The organism is Brevibacterium sp. OS20, assembly GCF_056837565.1.
In genome coordinates this window covers 1,960,480-1,979,945 of the sequence record NZ_CM166367.1, presented here as the reverse complement: position 1 = coordinate 1,979,945, position 19,466 = coordinate 1,960,480, and the positions used below count along the sequence as shown (strand labels likewise).

At 61.8% G+C, this 19,466-nt stretch carries 23 protein-coding genes and 2 tRNA genes; 8 read left to right on the top strand and 17 right to left on the bottom strand.

Annotation, left to right across the window (positions count from 1 at the left end):
• Positions 1–113 precede the first annotated feature (113 nt).
• On the top strand, positions 114–641 hold the full coding sequence (locus ACVZTU_RS08855; RefSeq protein ID WP_139467141.1) for a hypothetical protein: 528 nt from the start codon (positions 114–116) through the stop codon (positions 639–641).
• Between the two features lie 259 nt (positions 642–900).
• On the opposite strand, the gene ACVZTU_RS08850 is transcribed toward ACVZTU_RS08855, so the two are convergent.
• Both ACVZTU_RS08850 and ACVZTU_RS08845 read right to left on the bottom strand, forming a co-directional pair.
• Positions 901–1,089, bottom strand: coding sequence for a helix-turn-helix domain-containing protein (locus tag ACVZTU_RS08850; RefSeq protein WP_139467139.1), 189 nt, complete (start codon positions 1,087–1,089; stop codon positions 901–903).
• Positions 1,086–1,535, bottom strand: a complete 450-nt coding sequence (locus ACVZTU_RS08845; RefSeq protein WP_139467137.1) for a hypothetical protein — start codon at positions 1,533–1,535, stop codon at positions 1,086–1,088. Before ACVZTU_RS08845 ends, ACVZTU_RS08850 begins: the two co-directional genes overlap by 4 nt.
• A 273-nt stretch (positions 1,536–1,808) precedes the next feature.
• Here ACVZTU_RS08845 and ACVZTU_RS08840 point away from each other — a divergent pair, with 273 nt between their 5' ends.
• Complete coding sequence (locus ACVZTU_RS08840; RefSeq protein ID WP_139467136.1) at positions 1,809–2,924, top strand: FUSC family protein; 1,116 nt, start codon at positions 1,809–1,811, stop codon at positions 2,922–2,924.
• A gap of 119 nt (positions 2,925–3,043) precedes the next feature.
• A complete protein-coding gene (locus ACVZTU_RS08835; RefSeq protein ID WP_139467134.1) occupies positions 3,044–3,313 on the top strand; it encodes an N-acetyltransferase in 270 nt (89 codons plus the stop codon).
• Here the strand turns inward: ACVZTU_RS08835 and ACVZTU_RS08830 are convergent.
• Positions 3,279–3,713: a hypothetical protein gene (locus tag ACVZTU_RS08830; protein WP_139467132.1), complete on the bottom strand. Its 435-nt coding sequence runs from the start codon at positions 3,711–3,713 to the stop codon at positions 3,279–3,281. The genes ACVZTU_RS08835 and ACVZTU_RS08830 overlap by 35 nt on opposite strands.
• Before the next feature lie 394 nt (positions 3,714–4,107).
• Here ACVZTU_RS08830 and ACVZTU_RS08825 point away from each other — a divergent pair, with 394 nt between their 5' ends.
• Positions 4,108–4,596, top strand: a complete 489-nt coding sequence (locus tag ACVZTU_RS08825) for an FBP domain-containing protein (RefSeq protein WP_139907991.1) — start codon at positions 4,108–4,110, stop codon at positions 4,594–4,596.
• Positions 4,597–5,237: 641 nt separating this feature from the next.
• Complete coding sequence (locus ACVZTU_RS08820; protein ID WP_139467128.1) at positions 5,238–5,495, top strand: hypothetical protein; 258 nt, start codon at positions 5,238–5,240, stop codon at positions 5,493–5,495.
• A 61-nt stretch (positions 5,496–5,556) separates the two neighbouring features.
• Here the strand turns inward: ACVZTU_RS08820 and ACVZTU_RS08815 are convergent, their stop codons facing one another.
• The 4 genes from ACVZTU_RS08815 to ACVZTU_RS08800 all read right to left on the bottom strand — a co-directional run bounded on the left by ACVZTU_RS08815 (position 5,557) and on the right by ACVZTU_RS08800 (position 8,029).
• Entirely contained in the window at positions 5,557–5,829 is a 273-nt protein-coding gene (locus ACVZTU_RS08815) for a hypothetical protein (RefSeq protein ID WP_139467126.1), read from the bottom strand.
• On the bottom strand, positions 5,830–6,546 hold the full coding sequence (locus tag ACVZTU_RS08810) for a RelA/SpoT domain-containing protein (RefSeq protein ID WP_139467125.1): 717 nt from the start codon (positions 6,544–6,546) through the stop codon (positions 5,830–5,832).
• Between the two features lie 136 nt (positions 6,547–6,682).
• On the bottom strand, positions 6,683–7,081 hold the full coding sequence (locus tag ACVZTU_RS08805) for a hypothetical protein (RefSeq protein WP_139467123.1): 399 nt from the start codon (positions 7,079–7,081) through the stop codon (positions 6,683–6,685).
• A 3-nt stretch (positions 7,082–7,084) separates the two neighbouring features.
• Positions 7,085–8,029: a CHAP domain-containing protein gene (locus ACVZTU_RS08800; protein WP_482401726.1), complete on the bottom strand. Its 945-nt coding sequence runs from the start codon at positions 8,027–8,029 to the stop codon at positions 7,085–7,087.
• Positions 8,030–8,139: 110 nt separating this feature from the next.
• Here ACVZTU_RS08800 and ACVZTU_RS08795 point away from each other — a divergent pair, with 110 nt between their 5' ends.
• The gene (locus tag ACVZTU_RS08795; protein ID WP_139467120.1) at positions 8,140–8,874 is read left to right on the top strand and encodes a tyrosine-type recombinase/integrase; all 735 of its coding nucleotides are present in this window, start codon (positions 8,140–8,142) and stop codon (positions 8,872–8,874) included.
• A gap of 54 nt (positions 8,875–8,928) precedes the next feature.
• Here the strand turns inward: ACVZTU_RS08795 and ACVZTU_RS08790 are convergent.
• The 5 genes from ACVZTU_RS08790 to ACVZTU_RS08770 all read right to left on the bottom strand — a co-directional run bounded on the left by ACVZTU_RS08790 (position 8,929) and on the right by ACVZTU_RS08770 (position 13,221).
• Positions 8,929–9,005 (bottom strand) — tRNA-Ile (locus ACVZTU_RS08790).
• Between the two features lie 92 nt (positions 9,006–9,097).
• Positions 9,098–10,381 carry an EAL domain-containing protein gene (locus ACVZTU_RS08785; protein WP_139467118.1) on the bottom strand — a complete coding sequence of 428 codons (1,284 nt, stop codon included), beginning with the start codon at positions 10,379–10,381 and terminating at the stop codon, positions 9,098–9,100.
• 120 nt (positions 10,382–10,501) lie between these two features.
• The gene (locus ACVZTU_RS08780) at positions 10,502–11,923 is read right to left on the bottom strand and encodes an MFS transporter (protein WP_376905398.1); all 1,422 of its coding nucleotides are present in this window, start codon (positions 11,921–11,923) and stop codon (positions 10,502–10,504) included.
• Between the two features lie 98 nt (positions 11,924–12,021).
• Positions 12,022–13,038, bottom strand: coding sequence for an LLM class flavin-dependent oxidoreductase (locus tag ACVZTU_RS08775; protein WP_376905215.1), 1,017 nt, complete (start codon positions 13,036–13,038; stop codon positions 12,022–12,024).
• 110 nt (positions 13,039–13,148) lie between these two features.
• Positions 13,149–13,221: transfer RNA gene (locus tag ACVZTU_RS08770), tRNA-Asn, on the bottom strand.
• Between the two features lie 256 nt (positions 13,222–13,477).
• Between ACVZTU_RS08770 and ACVZTU_RS08765 the strand changes: the two genes are divergently transcribed.
• Together ACVZTU_RS08765 and ACVZTU_RS08760 are read left to right on the top strand one after the other, a co-directional pair.
• Positions 13,478–14,389 (top strand): DMT family transporter, encoded by a 912-nt coding sequence (locus ACVZTU_RS08765; protein ID WP_259356748.1) that lies wholly within the window; start codon positions 13,478–13,480, stop codon positions 14,387–14,389.
• Positions 14,390–15,601, top strand: coding sequence for a glycosyltransferase (locus ACVZTU_RS08760; RefSeq protein WP_482401748.1), 1,212 nt, complete (start codon positions 14,390–14,392; stop codon positions 15,599–15,601). It abuts the gene before it with no gap.
• A 44-nt stretch (positions 15,602–15,645) separates the two neighbouring features.
• Here the strand turns inward: ACVZTU_RS08760 and gluQRS are convergent, their stop codons facing one another.
• From gluQRS to ACVZTU_RS08735, 5 genes are all read right to left on the bottom strand, one after another.
• The gene (gene gluQRS / locus ACVZTU_RS08755) at positions 15,646–16,584 is read right to left on the bottom strand and encodes a tRNA glutamyl-Q(34) synthetase GluQRS (RefSeq protein WP_181270479.1); all 939 of its coding nucleotides are present in this window, start codon (positions 16,582–16,584) and stop codon (positions 15,646–15,648) included.
• Positions 16,581–16,901, bottom strand: a complete 321-nt coding sequence (locus ACVZTU_RS08750; RefSeq protein ID WP_139467109.1) for a GNAT family N-acetyltransferase — start codon at positions 16,899–16,901, stop codon at positions 16,581–16,583. The genes gluQRS and ACVZTU_RS08750 overlap by 4 nt, the downstream gene beginning before the upstream one ends.
• A gap of 95 nt (positions 16,902–16,996) precedes the next feature.
• A complete protein-coding gene (locus ACVZTU_RS08745; protein WP_139907983.1) occupies positions 16,997–17,839 on the bottom strand; it encodes an amino acid ABC transporter permease in 843 nt (280 codons plus the stop codon).
• Positions 17,836–18,498, bottom strand: a complete 663-nt coding sequence (locus tag ACVZTU_RS08740) for an amino acid ABC transporter permease (protein WP_092014068.1) — start codon at positions 18,496–18,498, stop codon at positions 17,836–17,838. Before ACVZTU_RS08740 ends, ACVZTU_RS08745 begins: the two co-directional genes overlap by 4 nt.
• A gap of 68 nt (positions 18,499–18,566) precedes the next feature.
• Complete coding sequence (locus ACVZTU_RS08735; protein WP_139467106.1) at positions 18,567–19,466, bottom strand: glutamate ABC transporter substrate-binding protein; 900 nt, start codon at positions 19,464–19,466, stop codon at positions 18,567–18,569.

Here is a 19,466-nt window from a genome sequence, read left to right as displayed (position 1 = left end):
GAAAGGAGGTGCTGACCACATGATAGTCGATGTTCGGCGTGCAGCCAAGCATCAAAGATGCTGGTGGCGTCGGGTGTCTGGGCCGAGCGAATGACCGGCGTTAGGCTGGCGCCATGACCGAGGAGCAGATGACCGACGAACGACCGCCGCGGACCATCCGCATGTTCCCCGACTATGCGGGTACGGTGCTGTGGATCAGCATGCCCATCGACTACGAGGACACGGGGCTGTCCGGCGCACTTGTCGCGCAGCTGGAGGCATGGGAACAGTCCTACTATGACTCGCTGGATTCCGACTTCAATTGGGTGCCGGAGACTGCTGCGCGCATTTTCGCCGAGCAAGGCGTGCATCTCGCGCGACTCGTGTCTGCCGAAGTCGGCCCGCAGTTCGTCGTCGAGATCTCTTCATCCGATGACGACACCGAGGCAATGCGAATACGGGCCGAGCATTCCGCCGAGAACCCGAAGGCGGAAGCAGCTTTCACACGGCTGTTCGACGAGGCGGAGGCAGACGACCGCAGAATTGCCGAACTCGTCAGGAACGAACCGGACGGAGAGTGGACTGCCTACGCTCCGTTGTCCGGGACCGTCTTCAAACCGAATTCGAATGAGAAAGGCGAGCCGCCAACAGAAGCTGAGTGACGGGGCCTGAGGGTTCGCGTACGAATCAGCGGAGCGCTTCGTGGTGCCCCCGGTCGGACTTGAACCGACGGCCAAGGAATTCTAAGAGGTACTGATCTTGCGTGTCAGTCGTTGATCGCACTGGTCTGTCCTTGACCAGTGATTTCGAGGCCTTCAGCACCTTAGACCGATTCTCGGCAGATGGCCCAAGAGACTAGAAATTTCGCTCAAACCGTGTCGTAAACGTGTCGCAGACCAGCGTCTCCTAGTTGGCGCACGTTCATTGCGCTCCAGCCCTCCGTTGTCGCTCAACATACTGCCGGAGATCCCGTGGGTCGTAGCGCCACATACCGCCAATCGCCATCGCCGGCAAGTCTCCACGCTTACGCAACGTGTTGACATGTTTCGGAGTGCACTGGAGGGTCTCCGCGACCTCTTTCGAAGTGAGTAGCTGCTCTAGATCGATCATCTCGTTTCCTTGCTCCCCCCGGTTTCATGTCGGTCGAGCCAGGCGTCCACGGCGGACTGGCGTGTTCCGCGTGCTCGGGGGCGCCAGGAGGTGCCGACCTCGATCCATGCGGGGGCTCGGTCACCTCTGTCGCCTCGGTCGAGTGCGCGGTCGGCTCGTAGCTGATAGACACTGCAGCCGAGCTGTTCGGCGACTTCCTGGTCGGATAGCAATGCAACTTTCCGTCCTTCTAGCTCGTGATCTCGCCCAGCGGCTGCCTTGTCTCCCTGCTCCATCATGAACTCGTCCCGCCATGCCTGGATGCGCTCCTCGAGCTCATCGAGCCCCGGCCCACCGGGCGTGTAGGCGCGTTCAGCTGCTTCCCGTGCTGTGCCCTCTTGAATGCGGGAGAATGCCTCCGCGAGTGGCTTTGCTGCCCGCTTGATTGCTTCTTCGTAGGTGGTCATGTTTGCCTCCTTCGGCGCTCGTGAATAGAGTCTAAGGACGCCTCTGGGTCTCGGCTAGGTGTGCGTTCGGACAGTCGTGCTCGTGAACAGGGTCTACCGTCACCCCTTGATTGCCGAGACCATCGTTGCCTGAGACGCTAGGACGCTCAGCCGACCGAATTCAGTCCTGAGTCGTCAAGAGCAAAACGACTTCGACCAGGGGAAATGCTAGTCTCAAACCGAGCTTTGCTTACGGTGTAATCATGACAGAGACGGACCTGCAACGGAGCGACCTTGCCAACTCCAACGAAGAAGATCACTGAACTACTCCAACGCCCAGAAGTCACGACCGATCTCCTCCAGATCGTCAAATCTGTCGTCGCGGCAACGGCAGCATGGTGGCTGTCAATCGCAATACTCGACTCGGCGATGCCTTTCCTCGCGCCATGGACTGCACTGCTCACCGTTCACGCGACGGTCTACCGATCACTTTCGCGAGGCGCCCAGTCAACAGTGGCCTCTGCAATCGGCGTGGGCTTGTCCTTCCTGATTGGCAACTACCTCGGAGTCAGCCTGTGGACGTTCGCCCTGGCGCTCTTTGTTGGTCTTCTCGGAGCCAGGGTGACATGGATCCGAGACGAGGGGATCGCCATCGCCACCACCGCGATTTTCATCCTCGGAAGCGGATTCGACAGTCAGCAGCCCCTCCTTCTAGAACGAATCATTGAGATCGCGCTGGGCGTAGCTGTCGGGCTCGCCGTCAACTTGATCATCATTCCCCCGATCCGGGACCGGCAGGCCTCTCGCTACGTCGACAGTATCAATCGGCGCATGGGCGACGTCCTGACCAGCATGTCCGACGAGTTCAGCGACTCCTGGGACACAGACCGCGCCGATGAGTGGTTCCGCGAGACCGAGTCCATGAGCGACGAGCTCAACACAGCATGGCAGTCCGTTCGCTTCGCAAGGGAAAGCAGGCGAGCAAACCCGAGAGGCGATTTGAGGAAGTCGCTTAATCCTCGGGTTCGCAACCAAGCACAGTCTCAGGCGGAGGAAACGAGCTACGAGAATATCCTGCAGCGGGTCGATGAAGGGATCTCGCATCTGAGGAATCTGACGCGCACGCTCCGCGACGCGACGTACGCCGAGGGCGAGTGGGATGACAGCTTTCGCCGCGAGTGGGGAAACATTGTCAAAGATGCCGGGCGCTCGATCAGCGACCCTGATGCTGAAGTTGAGCCCGTGTATGAACGCCTCGACTCACTGGCGAGAGCCCTTTCCGATGACCAGCATCTCCCGACTGCTTCGTGGCCCCTCTACGGGGCGTTGATCACGAGCATGCGTCATATTGCTGTTGTCGTCGATGACGTTGCCTCTGCCAGAGAAGCTCGAGAGCCGAACAAGGGTTGAAGATGTGCCTGTTGCGAAGATCGTCGGAAGACTCTAAACCCCTCTTGCAGCAGTCTGACCAGCAGTTTAGAGTCTTTTTCATTCAGTGCTTTGACAATTCCACAGAAGGAGTGTGTCTCGTGTACACCATGCTCAACAACCAGGAACAGTCGAAATTCGACCTGTACCTGCCCGGGAAACTCGTTGCATCGCTGCATTACAAGATCGACGACGAAGACAACGAAGTCATGTTCGTCTACTGCGAGGCGATCGAGGACACCGACAAGGACGCTCACTGCCAGGAGATTATGAAACGAGCTCTGGAAGATGCTCGCGGCCGGTGGCTAAAGGTGAACGTGACATGCCCGATCGCGCTCAAGTATATGGAGCAGAACGCAGCTGAGAACTGACAGGCTTCCCCTCCCACCACACATCATCCGGCGGCAACCACGCCCCGATCGCCTGGACTCGTCGATCTTTGATCTCAACGAATATCGCACCATCGAAACCGAGTCGCGTCGCGGTGCCATCGAGCCATACTTCACCGTCGCGCTCGAACATGACATGAGCACGCACCGGCACGGGCGGACGGCTCTGGAAGGAACCGCGGGCGCCGGCGTCGTTGCGGATCTTCTGCCAGTACCGCCAGGTGGCTGTGACATAGTCCTCATATTCGATCTTGTGTTCTATTCTGCATCCGCCATACTCCACCCACAGCCAAAGGCCGAACCGGACACGAGCGCACGCGACCCGAGCTAGCACCGACTTCCCACCGAAAGCATCGACGCCAGCAGTACGCAACAGAACCATGTTGAACCAGTGACGCGGACTTGGATATAGTCAAACTCGGAAACTATCGCCGAACCACCTGAAATCTCAGGAAGAAAGGAATGGTGGCCCTCGTGGCCTGCTTCTAGTCCTGCTGCCCTAGAATCACCCGAACTCCGCATTCACAGCCGGTCGCGTGATAGGTGACTTGTGCCTAAACACAGTCGACCTAGCTTCTACCCATTCCCTGTTGCCGTAGCTGATTGCCACGCTAAACATTCTCAGTTAGCCACTCGCGTTCACCGGTCATGCTTGGTGCGAACAAAGCCCGCCAGCACCCCCAAAGAGCTGCCCGCAAGAATGCGCGAAGGCTAAACTGCACCGGCTTCACGGCTATTCACCTTCAGGCAACTGCTGAAATCAGAGAAAGCCAGTCATGCAGCAACTCAATGCCACCCAGATTAAGAAGTCCTTTATCAACACCTCTCGCCGCGAAGTGGAAAAGATCACACTGCCACCCAATCTCGCTGAGATCGAGTGGGCCGAGCTCGACTACTTTGGTTGGGCTGATGCGAAAATTCCTCAACGGGCCTATATAGTCGTCCCCGTAGACGACGTCCCACGCGGACTGATGCTCAGGGCAGTGCCCATGGCGAAGTCCCAAGCGATGTGCAGTTGGTGCGAGGACTTGCACGAGACCACCGGCGTACGGATGTTCACAGCGAAGAAGGCCGGGCCTTCGGGACGAAACGGCAATTCGCTCGGGACGCTCATACACGGCAATTTCGAGTGCTCCGAGATCGTCAGGAATCCTCCACGCGCAGTCGAAGGTCACAATGACTTCGAAGCCCATGTGTCAATGCGCGTCGACAAACTGAACGAGCGTGCCACCAGCTTCGTCAAGAGAGTGCTAGGCGAAAAGTAGTCCCCACTCGGGCCCGTCAAACCACGGCGATCCCACCATGAAACAACGTAGGCCCCCGCCGTAACCACGGTGGGGGCCTACATTGCTTCCGCTACCCTATTGCCATGCCCTCAACGATGAGCCCAGCATGAGCACCTGTGCCGCAGTGTGGTGTGACCGGGACGCAATAGCGCGTGGATTGTGCAAACGCTGCTATGACCGGTACCGGCGAGGCATCAGCCCCATCTCTCCAACCAAGCGGCATGCGGTAGCCGAGGACAAGGCACGCCTGCGCGACGAGATTACACTGCACCGAGAGGCCGGGCAGAGAATTGCTGACATTGCCGCCGCGGTCGGGTTAACACATCTACCGCGAGTAGGTGGCTGCGCGAGTGGGGCGTGCGGGTCGGGACACGAGAAGATGCGAGAGCTGCGATCCTGTGGCGGCCGTGGGCGCGAGACGACATCGACTTCGCTGTGACCCGAACAGACCTAACGGTCGCGGAAAGGGCAGCCATTCTCGGTCGTTCCGTCGCGTCCATAGAGGAGATCAATCGCACCAGTCGTCGACGGGCTGCCCGCAGCAAAAGCACATGAAAATACCAACGGCACCCCAGTAGCGCTCGGTAATCTTTATGGCCCATCCATCGCAGGAGCGAGTCATGGAACTGATTCAGAACAGCAGCGAACTATGCACTCTCCGAAACGGCAGCACCGCGGCGTATCACGTCACGATCGCCGGCGACGTGCGCAATGACATCAACGTACCCGAGCTGATACCGGGCCAACATGTCCAGTTCGAACTAGCTCCACCCTTTCAGCGAAAGACGGGTGGATTGCACGTGACGACGGGTGGATTGCACGTGACCTGGGAGAACCACCTCGGCGAGAAGCAGGTGCTCGACTTCACGCTTCAATGAAATCTTCCGAGCAGACGACAAATGGCCCCACCGCCGTAGCGGTGGGGCCAGGGTAATTCAGTCAGAGCACAGCGCGAAGGAAGTCCTCTGCCGTTCGCTCGTCCTTCTTTTCGTTGAAGTAAGTGCCGTGAGTGACCTTGACTGTCTCAATAGAGTCCGATCCGACGAGCACGATGTCGATGGCGTGTGAGTCCCTGAACTTCTTTTCTCGTGCCGCATACTCGGCCATCGCTAGTTCTGAGTCGTGGCCATAGTCTTCTACCTCAATTAGCCGATCCTTTGAGTGATCGAACACGAGCAAGAAGTGGTTAATTGAGCTTGCTTCGTTAGGCATTTAGGTGTCCCTCCTTGTGCGGTGGGCCTTGAGTGCAGAGTTAACGTCTGCGAGTTGATGGCTGATCGTAGCGCGCAAACTCACTGGCTCCGGTATGCCCTCCTCCTCACAACGGTACCGGACAGACAGAGATTTACCTAGATCTTGCACAACGCTTGACCCGTCTTGTTTGTAGTTCTCCCCCAGTGCACCGGATAAACCTTCGATAAACTCGGCCCAGGAGTGCATCAGTGCTGAGCGTAATTGGATTTCGACTGGCTTGCCGTCGCGTTCGACCACGAGGTGAACCGCTCGATACCCCGATTCTCGAGGCTCGGCAATGTAATCGGTTCTGCGGATGATATCCGATCCCCATGCTGCCTCTAGAGATTTTCGTAGCTGCTCGAGCTCGTCAATCGTCTCGGTGACGGCGCGGCATCCACCGATGTCTTGCATGCGAGAAAGATCAAGACCACGGACGCGACTCAACTTGTCGACGATCGTCGGCAATCGTTTCAAGCGCTGGGTCACTCGGGCTTCGACGCCCGTTTTCCGGGCGTAATGACGAATACCATTATTGATTCTGACCAGTGGGCTCTGGAACGTCGCCCGGTAGGCGTCGAGATCCTCGACTGCATCCATATAGGCATCGACTTCCTCCATCGTCTCAGGAGATCGGCGCAGTATCTTGCCGATCTTCCTCGCTCGAGACTTAGAGATCTCGCGTGCCTTTTCCATGGGCTTATCATATGCGAGAGCTATCAACCCTGCTCAAACAGCGACGAATGGCCCCGACCGCACTGTGTGGTGAGGCCGGGGCCGAGCGTCCAGCGGACGCATCTAGTCGGGGAACTAGAGGGTAAAGAATACCGGGTCAGTGCCGAGGCCGGTAGTCCTCTGCCGGGGGTGTCTTGTCGATCTCGGCTGCGAGTTGCGCGTCGAGGGCAGCTTGCTCGTCGGCCTTCACCACCTCGAGGGAGTCGAGCTCCTCGTCTGGTTCGATTTCGTCGGGGTCGATGATGTCGTTGTCGTCATCGGGTTCAATGATCGGCTCGTCACCGGTGGCTCGCTGGTTGACGATGGTGTTCGCGGCAGCGGTGAGTCCGAACGCGCCACCGACGTAGAGGAACACGTTCGTGGCCACGGCGTGCCAGGCGGGCACATGCTCGGGCCCGTAGGCGGTGGCGATCGCGCCGAGTGCAACACCGATGAGGGCGTAGACGGCGTAGGTGGGTTTCCGCCAAGCGGCGGGGATGATTTCGTTGAGGTTCATAGTTCAGTCCTTTGCGAATCGGTGGGAGGCTTTGGTGAAGGTGACGCCTTTCGTCCCGGCGAACACTTCGAAGCGGAGACGGATGCTGCGCCCCTTGTCGGGGGTGCGGGACGACTTCGCCATCCGCATCACCGAACCGAGGCTGGTGCCCGCAGTTCCGACGATTTCCTTGGCCGGGTAGGTGCCACCCTTCAACCGGCGGGTGGGGGTGCCCTTCTTATAGGAAACGAGGTAGAAGCGGCCGATGACCGCGGCACCCGGGTTGAGGCCCTTGAACGTGAGTTCCGTGTCAGCGATGAAGCTGGTGCCGTTGGCGAGGATGCCGAGCGAGTAGCCGCCGGCGTCGCCGATGGGGATGGACTTCCACTTCCCCTTCGGGAGTGGGACGTCCTTGTTTCTGAAGCCTGCGTTGGTGACGCTCATGCCGAGAATCCCTTCTGGTTCGGTGGGCTTACTGGGGGTGGTGGTTTCGGTGCTGGTGAAGTTGAGGCGGATTCCTCCGCCGACGAGAGACAGCGGGCGGGTGCGGTTCCACACGCCACCGCCGTCACGCTGGGAACCGCTCGACCCCGGCGAGGTGTTGCCCTCGACGGTTTTCACCGAACCGCCGGAGGCGTCGGCGCGGGCGATGGCGATGTGGGAGAAGTGGGGCAGGAAGACGACGAGGTCTCCCTTCTTGATGTTCGACGGGGACACCCACCGGCCACGCTGCTGCGCCCAGGAGCGGGCGATCGCGACACCGGCAGTGCGCGGGTAGTCGATGTTGGCTTTCATGCCGATCTGGGCGCAGGCCCAGGATGTGAACGCGGCACACCATGCGGCCCACGACCCGTATTTGGATCGGCCGCCGTAGAACCAGTCGTTGAACTCGACCTTGTTGGTGTACCCGATCTCAGTGGTGCCGACCTTCGATGTTGCCTTGGCGACGAGTTGAGATGGTGTAGCCATGAGTCAGCTCGACGGGACGAATCGAGGCCGTCCTGCAGGGCATCAAGAAGTCCACGCCGCAGACAGCAAGACAGCTTCGCAACGTACTCCGTCAGGGATTCAACGAGGCAGTGCGCCTCGACGTCATCGCTGTGAATCCAGTCCTGGCAACGCGGTCTATCGAAGTGTCAGCGAAGGAGGCGCGGGCGATGACCGGGGCCGAAGTGTCTGCCTTGAGAGCAGCTGCGGCGAAGTGGGAGGCAAGACCGCGGAAGAATACGCGTCCGTGGCCGAAACTGCGTATCGGCGTGTGCATTGATGTCATGCTCGGCACGGGATTGCGGGTCGGTGAACTGCTGGCCCTCCGCTGGTCCGACCTCGACTTGGTTTCTGATAATCCCACTGTGACTGTGTCGGGCACCATCGTGTACGGGGAAGACGGGCGCGTGAAGCGGCAAGAGCTGTCGAAGTCGCGGTCTTCTGAGCGAGTGCTGTACCTGCCCCAATTCACTGTGGCGAGCCTCAGGAGCTATTGGCACGACCTTGACCACAAGCCGGAGAACGATGCGATATTCCCGACTTCAGTGGGCTCATGGATGGACAAGGACAACTTCAGCGGCCGGTTCCGACAGGTACGGGCCATGGCCCAGGGTGTGGATCTCTCGTGGGTGACTACGCACACGATCCGGAAGACCGTCGCAACTCAGGTCTACCGATCATCGGACCTCAAGGATGCGTCACAGCAGCTCGGGCATTCTGAAGTGGGAGTTACGAGTAGGCACTACATTGAGCACGAAAACCGCGGTCCTGCCGAAGTCGTGGCATTGCTCGATCGATTTGTCGACGAGAACGAAACCGTGTCGTAACCGTGTGTTTCAGTATCAGGCCGGGAGGTAGATTTGCCTATCGTTCCTGGTCAGTGGTGCCCCCGGTCGGACTTGAACCGACGACCAAGGAATTATGAGTTCCCTGCTCTAACCAGCTGAGCTACGGGGGCCAGCCGAGACAACATTAGCACCATCGGAGTCCGCTTCCCCATTCGGATCACACGTGCGTTCAGCGGAGTCGAGACACCCGGACTCGCGCTGCTCAGGTCCGCAGCTTCGCCGTTGCGGTGAGAGGTGCGACGCGAGTGAGAACGCTGCGTGCGGCGTCGACGCATGTGTATCGGTCGGTCGTGATGTAGACATCGAAGACGGTCTGTCCGTCGCTGCCCGGGTCGTTGCGTTTCGACGCGGCAACCATGCCCGACCAGTCCGGCCCGACCACGACGACGCCGTGTTCGTTGCGGATGGGATCGGACGCGTCGACGAGTCCGGTGCGCACTCCGGGAATCGGCGGTCCGTCGAAGCCGCCGGAGAACATCGCCGTGAGCCCCACGGTGTCCCGGATCTTCTCGTACCGGAGTCGCGTCGCCTCGGAGAATTCGTCGTCCTCCCCGAACACGCCGAGGGTGATGGTTGCGGTACCCGATGCCAGAGCGCGTTCTTCCAATGCCGCGATTTGAGCGACGAGAAGTTCGCGGTTCATCACCAGAGGCTCGCGCCGCAGTCCCTGAGAGATCGAATACGGGGTGCCCAGCGCAGGCAGATTGCGAGAGTAGTGAGAGACGAGGGCATCCTCGCTCGGCTCGGAGAACGCCTGCGGCTGCTTCGTGGCCTCACCGAAGTAGGGCCCAGACATGAACCGTGCCCCGAGCGCACGCACACGGTCCAAATCGTCTTCGGTCTCGACGCCGTCGGCGAGGATGACCGCTCCCGTGCGCTCGAGGTGGGCGTGGAGAAGGCGGTTGAGTTCGGCCAGATGAGAATCGCAGTCGATGCGCAGAACGTCCGGGTGGAGTCCGACCACCGAAGGATTGACCAGCGGGACGAAAGCGGTGCTGCGCAGGTCGGCACCCACAGAAGACATGCCGACTCCCCATCCCATGGCGCGTGCGGAGCGCACCGAGCGCAGCACGGAGGCCGGGGACGAGGCGACCCGAGTGGCGTCGAGCTGGAGGATGACCGAGCGGTCGGGTTCTCCGGTGCGGTCCTCGAGGGTCGCGAAAGACTCAGCTTCGGCATGGAGGAACAGGCGGTTCGACTTCGGCAGTCCGGCACCTTCTGCCGTGCGCAGCGCAGAGTCACGCAGAGAGGCATCGATATCACCCGTGATCGTCGAGGCGCGCATGGCGTGGCGCAGGTTCTCCGACTCGGCGCGACCCAACTCCGGGGAACCCGTGGGAGCCTGCAGAATCTGGTGGCCGACTCGGTGGAAGGTCAGTGCGTCGACGACGGGGGCGAAATAGGTTTCGATCCCGCCCGAGCGCACGAGTTCCTCGAGCTCCAGCTCGTCATCGGGTACGGCCTCGACCACTGTGTTTCCTTCCATGGGCTGATGTGCGTTCACAGTCTTCCACATTCGGACACAGCGGATTGTCTAAAATCCGTAACATTATTGCGCTGACAGCTGACGATTGCCTGACTCGGCCGGGCGCGCTGCGAGCGGCACTCAAGCCCGGCGGGGGCCGCCTCGGCGAACCTCGATGAGACCGACGATACCGGCGAGGATGACGATGACGGCGATCGCGACGAACGCCCCCATCATCCCCCAATGCCAATTGCTCACCGCGGTGATCGAGAACGCCAGCGCGGTCATGATCGCCAGCCCCATCGAAGTGCCGATGCGCTGCCCGGTCTGGAGCACTCCTCCCGAGGACCCGGCGTACCTCAGGGGGACCTCCTGCAGGGTGAGAGTCTGATTGGGGCTGATGACCATGCCCTGCGCGGTGCCGATAAACGCCAGAGTCAGCAGCATCCACCACTCGCTGCCGATGCCCTGGGACAGCAGCGCGACGACGGCGATCGTGGCCACCAGACCGACGAGGCACAGCGCGATCCCCCAGACAACGAGGCGGCGGCCGATCTGGAAGACGAACCGTCCGGACACATCGGCTGAGACCGCCGAGCACAGCGCGGCCGGCAGACCGATCATTCCCGCGGCCAGGGCTGTATGTCCCAGTCCCTGCTGCATGTACATGGCGACGAGGACCCAGACGCTGGTGACGCCGAGGAAGTAGAGAGCGATGATGATCGACCCGTTGCTGAAGCTGCGGATGCGGAAGAGATCGAGATCGACCATCGGGGGACGGCCCAGACGCGCGTATCGACGCTCCCACCGGGCCCACACCCAGATCATGCCGATGCCGATCGGCAGGGACAGCCAGACGAACCAGCCCAGCGATGATTCGACGAAGGGCAGAAGAATGAGGAGGACGCCGACGCCAAGGAGGATGACCCCCACGGGGTCGAGATCCTTGCCGCCATCGGAGTTCTTCGCATCCTGGTCGACGGCGGGTCGCCATGCGCCGGCAGGCAGCCAGGCCCGGGCGAGGATGAGGGAGGCAATGGCGAAGGGCACATTGACCAGGAAGGTCGCTCTCCAGCCGAGGTCGCTGCCGAAGAGTGCGATGAGGGCTCCGCCGAGCACAGGGCCGATGGCCACCGACAAACCGACGGTGGTGCCCATCAACCCGAATGCACGACCGCGCGGCGGCCCCTGGAAGTACTGCTGCAGCAGGCCCACAACCTGCGGATTGAGGAATCCGGAGCCCAACCCCATTGTCACTCGGGAGATGTTGAGCGTCAGCGGATCAGGGGCGATTCCGGCCACCAGCGAAGACAGGCCGAACAGGCCGACTCCGATGGTGAACAGCTGTCCACGTCCGAAGACGTCTCCGGCACGTCCGGCGGCGACGAGGACCACACCGAATGACAGCGCATAACCGGTGAGCACCCATTGCAGCGCCGAAGTGGAGGCGTCGATATCAGCAGCGATCGACGGCAGGACGACGTTGATGCTGGACACCGACAGCAGGGACATGAAGAGGGGAACGAGGCCGATGAGGAGGATGTGCTTCTGAGTCTGCGTCATCTTCGTGCTCTCGCTCACGCGGCCCCCTCAGCTATTCGTCGTCTCTGCCTCGTTTCATCCTACGTTCATGCAATTCAGTTCGGCCCCGCGTCTCAGCATTATCCGGCAGGAGCCCAGCCCAGCGCCGGCGCAACGTGCTGGGCAAAGGACTCGAGGATATGCAGGTTGTAGTCGACGCCGAGCTGACTGGGGATGGTGAGCATGAGGGTATCAGCTGCCGCGATCGCCGCGTCGGCCTTGAGCTCTTCGATCAGCTTGTCCGGTTCGCCCGCGTAGGTACGGCCGAACGTCGACCGTGTGTCGTCGATGATACCGATCTGATCCCCTTGGCCCGCCCCTCGCCGACCGAAGTAGAGGTCGTCGAGGTCGGTGGTGATCGGGAAGATGCTGCGGCTGACGGACACTCGTGGAGTCCATCCGTGCCCCGCGGCGCTCCATGCCTGACGGTACCTGGCGATCTGCTCGGCCTGCAGGTCTCCGAATGCGGCGCCTGTCGCCTCGGTGAGCAGAGTCGAACTCATCAGGTTCACACCCTGCTGTGCAGCCCATTCGGCGGTGGAGGCGGACCCGGCTCCCCACCAGATGCGGCGTTCAAGGCCAGGGGAATGCGGTTCGATGCGCAGACGCTTCCCCGAACCGAACTGCTGCGGATCGGCCGGGGCAAGTTCCTCGCCGCGGACGGCCCGGAGGAACCGATCGAACTTCTCTCTGGCCATGTTCGCGGCCTTCGGCTCGGTGAGATCCTCGTAGCCGAAGGCCTCCCATCCGCGCAGGGCGGGCTCCGGGGACCCGCGACTGATGCCCAACGCCACTCGCTGGTCGGAAAGCAGATCAAGGGCGGCGGCCTCCTCGGCGAGGTAGAGCGGGTTCTCATATCTCATGTCGATGACCCCGGTGCCGACCTCGATGTTGCTGGTCTTCGCGGCGATCGTCGCCAGCAGCGGAATGGGAGAGGCCGCCTGGGTCGCGAAATGGTGGACTCGGAAGTAGGCGCCGTTGACGCCGAGCACGTCGGCACCGACGGAGATCTCCACCGCATCGCGCAGCATCCGCCCGGCGTCGAGGTCGCCGCCAAGGTCGTAGTGACCGAAACTGAGGAATCCGAAAGACTTCATGCCAGATGAACCCGCCGTGTGCAGAGCCTATTCCCCAGCCACGTCGACGACCCCGAGCGCGGTGTCGGGCAACGACGAAGGCCCCGTCCTAACGGACGGGGCCTTGGCTGCTCCCCCGGCTGGGCTCGAACCAGCGACCCTTCGATTAACAGTCGAATGCTCTGCCAACTGAGCTACGGAGGAATGCCGCAGTTTCCTGCGGACGTGTGTTCCAGCTTAGCAAACCCCCGGGCCGGCGAACAAAACCGTGACGAGTGCTTTAGCTCACAGCGTTGAGGGTGCTTCGGCCACGGCGCTGAGGGTTTCCCCACCTGTCGCCGCAGGGTTGCCTTACAGTCAGGACAAACACAGTCTGCGGCCATCTTCGCCGCCGCCTCGCGCGATAGACTCGAAGCGATCCGCTCCCCACATCCACACCGTCGATACCGGAAGACTCATCGTGACCATAGTGGCAATCGCCCTCGCCGTCATCGCGGCCGTGGCACTGGCCTATGGCGCCTTGTATCAGCACGATGCGGTCGCCGGGCAGGATGACTCCCACAACGGCCTGAGCTGGGCCCATTTCACCGAACTGCTGCGCAATCGTCGGTGGCTGCTCGGACTGATCATCCTCGGAGTGGGAACGGCGGGCAATTTCGTGGCCCTGGCGCTGGCTCCGGTGATGGTCGTGCAGCCGATCGGAGCGTTCTCACTCATCGTCTCGGTGCTGCTCGGCGTCCGCCACCGTGGGCTCAAGGTCAACAGGCGACTCGTCCAGTCAGTCGTCTGGTGTACCGCCGGGGTGACGCTCTTCGTCGCGCTATCGGCGACGACGGCACAATCGGAGGTCCACCTCGGAGCCGATGCGATGCCGCTGTTCTGGATCACTGCCGTTGCCGTGGCGGTCGGCCTGGTGATCGTGGTGGTCTTCCGCCACGCCCCTCAGCTCGTGCTCATCATCGCCGCCGGCCTGCTGTTCGCCTGTGTGGCGACGAACGCTCACCTGGTCAGCGTCCAGTTCCTCCAGGCCGGACTCGACCAGGTCACCTGGATCAACGTCGCGGCGCTGCTGGCGGCAGTTGCCCTGGGGTCCCTGTTCGTCCAGAATTCCTATGCCGCGGGCCCCCCGGAGATGGTCATCGCCGGCCTGACCGTCATCGACCCGATCGGTGCCGTGATCCTCGGCACCGTCGTCCTCGGCGAGGCGGCTCACTCCCCCGTCTGGCTCATCATCCTCATCTCTCTCACCGGATTGGTCGCCTGCGCAGCCGTCGTTGTATTGTCGCGGTATCATCCCGATGTCAGAGATCGAGAAGCTCAGCGCAGGAACGCCCGCCGTTCCGACACCATGACCGACACCGAGGAGAGCTGAATCCTGTCTGCGCACCGTCCCACCCCGAAACGCCGCATCCTCATCCCGGCGGAGACGTACGCCCCCGAAGTCAATGGTGCCGCGAAGTTCGCCGAGCGCTTGGCCGAAGGTCTCGCCGCTCGCGGGAATGATGTCCACGTGGCCTGCCCCTCGGCCACGGGCAAACCCTCGGTCAGTGTCGATAACGGGGTCACCGTCCACCGCCTCACCGCTCACAGATGGCCTCTGCACCCGACGTGGATGATCTGCATGCCGTGGGAGACGAAGCCCGAGCTCTCGCGACTCCTCGACAGCGTCCGCCCCGATGTCGTGCATACTCAGGCGCATTTCGTCATCGGCCGCTATGCCTTCTCCGAATCGATCAGGCGCGGAATCCCTGTCGTGGCCACGAACCACTTCATGCCCGACAACGTCCGCCCCTATCTCAAGGCTCCGAAGGCCGTTCTCGACGGCGGCACCGCCATCGCCTGGTGGGATCTGCGCCGGAAGTTCCAGTCCGCCGATTTCATCACGGTTCCGACGCAGCTGGCCGCCGATCTGCTCACCGAGAACGGGTTCTCCTCGCCCATCAGGGCGGTGTCCTGCGGGATCGACCTGGAACGCTTCGCTCATCTGCGCGAACTCGACTGCGCCGCGTCGCGGGCCGTTCCCCCGCGTGTTCTCTTCGTCGGCCGACTCTCCTCGGAGAAGCACGCCGCCGACATCGTCGAGGCCATGGCGAAGACCGATCCAGCGCTGGGGCTCGAAGCCGATATCGTCGGCGGTGGTGACCAGGAGGAGCCGCTGAAGCAGCTGGCTGTCGAACTCGGCATCGCCGATCGTGTGCATGTGCTCGGGAAGATCAGTGACGAGGCGCTCATGGAGGCCTACCAGCGCTGCACCTTCTTCTGCATGCCCTCGACCGCTGAGCTGCAGTCCATCGCTACGCTGGAGGCGCTGGCGTCGCGCAAACCCGTGGTCCTCGCCGATGCGGTGGCTCTGCCGCACCTCGTCCGCGACGAAGTCAACGGGTACCTGTTCCCGCCGCGCGACACAGATGCGCTGGCTGACCGGTTCACCCGTATCTGCCGAATGCCCGATGATGAACTCGATGCCATGTCGAAGGCGTCGCTCGACGTCGTGGCCAAACACGATATCGAATACACTCTCGACACGTTCGAAGCGATCTACGACGGAGTCATCCGAGACGCCGTCGACTCGTCAGCAGCCTGATGAAGAAGCGGCCTGACGAGGCGCCGGCATGAGCGGATTCGGCCCTAGGAACCCGCAGGCGGGATGAAGACCGTCGGCGTCGTGGACATCCGGGCGAAATCGATGCCGCTGACCATATCGTCGACGGATCTCCACGGGCCACCGTCTCCGGCGAATCCCAGCGACTGCTGCATCCAGGCGAAGAGGTCCTCGTTGGTCCATCCGAGGCCGCACAGCTGCTGATAAGTCACCGCTCCATCACGTTTGGCCAACCGCTGACCGCACTCGTTGAGCACCAGCGGAACATGCACCCAGCCCGGTTCGGCCAGACCAAGCAGCCGAGCCAGATACGCCTGCCTGGGTGCCGAAGAAGCGAGATCGTCCCCGCGCAGGATCTCGTCGATTCCGGTCGCTGCATCATCGACGACGACGGTGAGATTGTAGGCGAAGACACCGTCACCTCGCCGCAGCACGAGATCGTCGACGACCGCCTCCACCCGGCCGAGCAGCACATCGTCGATGCTGTGAACTCGATTGTCCGCGCGCAGACGCAGCGCCGGCCGCCGGTCGTTCGCTTCGAGCCTCAGCCGGGCGGACTCGCGCTCCTCTTCCCCGAGGCGGCGACAGGTCCCCGGGTAGGCTCCGGGTGGTGCGTGCGGTGCACTGGGGGCCTGAGCGATGTCTTTGCGTGAGCAATAGCATTCGTAGACGAGTCCGTCCGCCTCCAGCCTCGCAAGCGCAGCGGCGTATTCGGCAGTGCGTTCGGATTGGACCAGCGGCGCCTCGTCCGGGACGACGCCGAGATCGGCGAAGACCTGAAGCTGTGAGGCGGCCGCGCCGACCTTCACCCGATCGAGGTCTTCGATCCGCCACAGGAATCGCCGGCCCGTCTGCCGGGCACGCACATAGCTGAGCAGCCCGGAGCGGATATTGCCGATGTGGAGGTCACCGCTCGGGCTCGGAGCGAAACGGCCGGCCCCGCCGCCTCGAGGTCTCTCCGTCACTGATGGGCCACGAGATCGCCGTACTGCGGGAACCGCTCGAGGTAGTCCTGCACGTACGAACAGGTCGGCACGAGGGTCGACTCGTCGGCCCGAATGAGGTCGAGCACCCGAGTGACGAGGGTACGGGCGAAGCCTCGTCGGGAGAAGCCTTCGGAGATGATCGTGTGCTGGAGTTCCAGGGTGTGGTCATCGATGACCTGGTAGGCGAGGAACCCGATGAACTCTCCCGGTGTCTCATCGGTGAACAGCTCGTACCGTTCGCGGTCGATGTTCTTCACTACTCGAACCGGTGTGGGGCTGAGTTGAGGCTGTGGCATTGATGCACTCCTTCATGGCCGACTCCTATGTGAACGATACATGGTCGAACGAGGGCCTGGTCGCTGCCGACCGGGCCCTGTTCGCGACTGCAGAGTCAGTCGACGATCTTCGAGGTCAGGCCGTCGGCCTCGGTGTCGGCGGTGGTCTTGCGCTGGAGTCGGGACTCGAGCCAGCGGGCGAACCCGGCGACGATCATGTTGATGATGATGAACAGTGCCGCACCGACGATGAACGTCGGCAGCAGGTTGTTGTACTCACGACCGATGAGGTTCACCTGGTAGAGCAGGTCTTGATACGTGACGATGAAGCCCAGGGCCGAATCCTTCAGGAGCACGACGATCTGGGCGATGATCGTCGGCATCATCGCTCGCAGCGCCTGCGGCATGAGCACCAGGCTCATCACCTGCCCCGAGCGCAGCCCGATCGCCATGGCCGCTTCACGCTGCCCGGTGGGGACGGCGAGAATGCCTGCGCGGATGATCTCGGCCAGCACCATTCCGTTGTAGAGAGTCAGGCCGAAGACGACCGACCAGAAGGCACCGATCTCGTTGCCGAAGAGGAGGAACATCGCGAAGATGAGCAGCAGCACGGGCACGCCGCGGAAGAATTCGAGGACGATCGTTCCGGGAACCGAGATGACTTTCTTGTGTGAGAGCCGCAGGAGGGCGAAGACCACTCCGACCACCAAGGCAAGGACCGATGCCACGACCGCGACTTTGAGGGTCGCGAGCATGCCTTGGAGAAGGACGGTCTGAATCTGCGCGAAGGTGAAGGGGTACCACTTCTCGGGTTCGAGCTGACCGGCGTCGGCGAATTTCCAGATCACAAACGCCACGAGAGCCAACAGCACGATCAGCGACACGATCGAGAGGATGATGTTGTTCCGGCGGGACTTCGGCCCCGGTTCGTCGAACAGCACTTGAGTGGGTGCGCTCATCGCAGAATCACCAGCTTCTTCTCCAGGTAGTCGAAGACACGGCCGAGCAGCAGAGCCAGGATCAGATAGGCCAATGCGGTGCCGAACAGAATCGGGATGACGAGGTCACCGCGGATTTCGATGGCATTGCGCATCGCGGAGATCAGCTCTCGGTTGTTGAACGCCGAAGCGATCGAGGTGTTCTTGAGCATCGCGATGATCACACTGCCCAGGGGCGGGATGACCGTTCGGAAGGCCTGAGGCAGAACCACTTCGCTCAAGGTCTGTCCGAAACTCAGGCCTACTGCGCGGGCGGCTTCGGCCTGTCCGACGGGAATCGTCGAGATTCCCGACTTCAGCGTCTCCGCAACGAAGCACGCGGTGTAGGCGATGAGAGCGATCGTGGCGTAGACGAAGGAGTTGAAAGAACTCGTCGACCCGAATCGGATGTCGAGGAACGGCAGTCCGAATGCACAGAAGAACATCACGAGCGTCAGCGGAGTGTTCCGGACGACGTTGATGTACGTCGATGCGGCGATGCGCAGCACCGGGGTCGGTGAGACACGCATGGCGGCGAGTACCGTACCGAGGATCATCGATCCGATCAGGGCGACGGTGAAGAGTCTGATCGTTCCCCACGCGCCGGAGAGGAACATCTGGAGAAGCTCCAGGAAATCCATGGCAGATTCCTTAATCGATGCGAGGGCACCGCACGGTGCCCTCGCATCATGTCAATCTGTGGACTGGGTCAGTAGCGGTCGACCTTGGGCATGTCGACACCATCGGTGGATCCGAGTGTGTATTCGAATGCCTTCTTCCAATCGCCGTCGTCCATGCCCTTCTCCAGAGCATCGTTGACCGCGTCCCGCAGGGCTTTGTCGTCCTTGGGCAGTCCGACGCCGTAGGGCTCTTCGGTGAAGGGCTTGCCGACGACTTTGAATTCGCCTTCGTACTGCTTGGCATAGCCGCGCAGGATCGCGTCATCGGTGGTCACCGCGTCGACGGATCCCGACTGCAGGTCGGTGACGCACTTCGAGTAGGCATCATAGGTGACGAGTTCGGCCTTCTTGTACTTGTCCTTGATGTTCTGCGCCGGAGTCGAACCGTCGACGGAGCAGACCTTCTTGCCGTCGAGGTCCTCAGGACCGGCGATATCGGAGTCCTCGGCGACGAGCAGATCCTGACCGGCGACGTAGTACGGCCCGGCGAAGTCGACGACCTTCTTGCGCTCGTCGTTGATCGTGTAGGTGGCGACGACCATGTCGACGTTGCCCTGCTGCAGGAACGGCTCACGGTTGGCCGAAACGGTCTCCGTGTACTTGATCTGGTCGGGCTTGAAACCGAGCTGTGCGGCGACCATCTTCGCGATCTCGATATCGAAGCCCTCGGGCGTCTTCGATCCGGCCGAGACGTTTCCGAGACCCGGCTGATCGTACTTCACGCCGATGGTGATCTCGCCGGCGTCCTTCGCCGCCTTCCACGTCTTCGAGTCGGCGATGTCCGCGCTCTCGTTGACAGTGTATTCGGGAGCCTCTGCCTTGGCTCCGTCGCCGTCGGCAGGTGCGTCCGGGGTTCCGCCCTGGCCGCAGCCGCTGAGTGCCAGCATTCCGATGGCCACCGAGGCGACCGCCAGTCTGAGCTTCTTCAT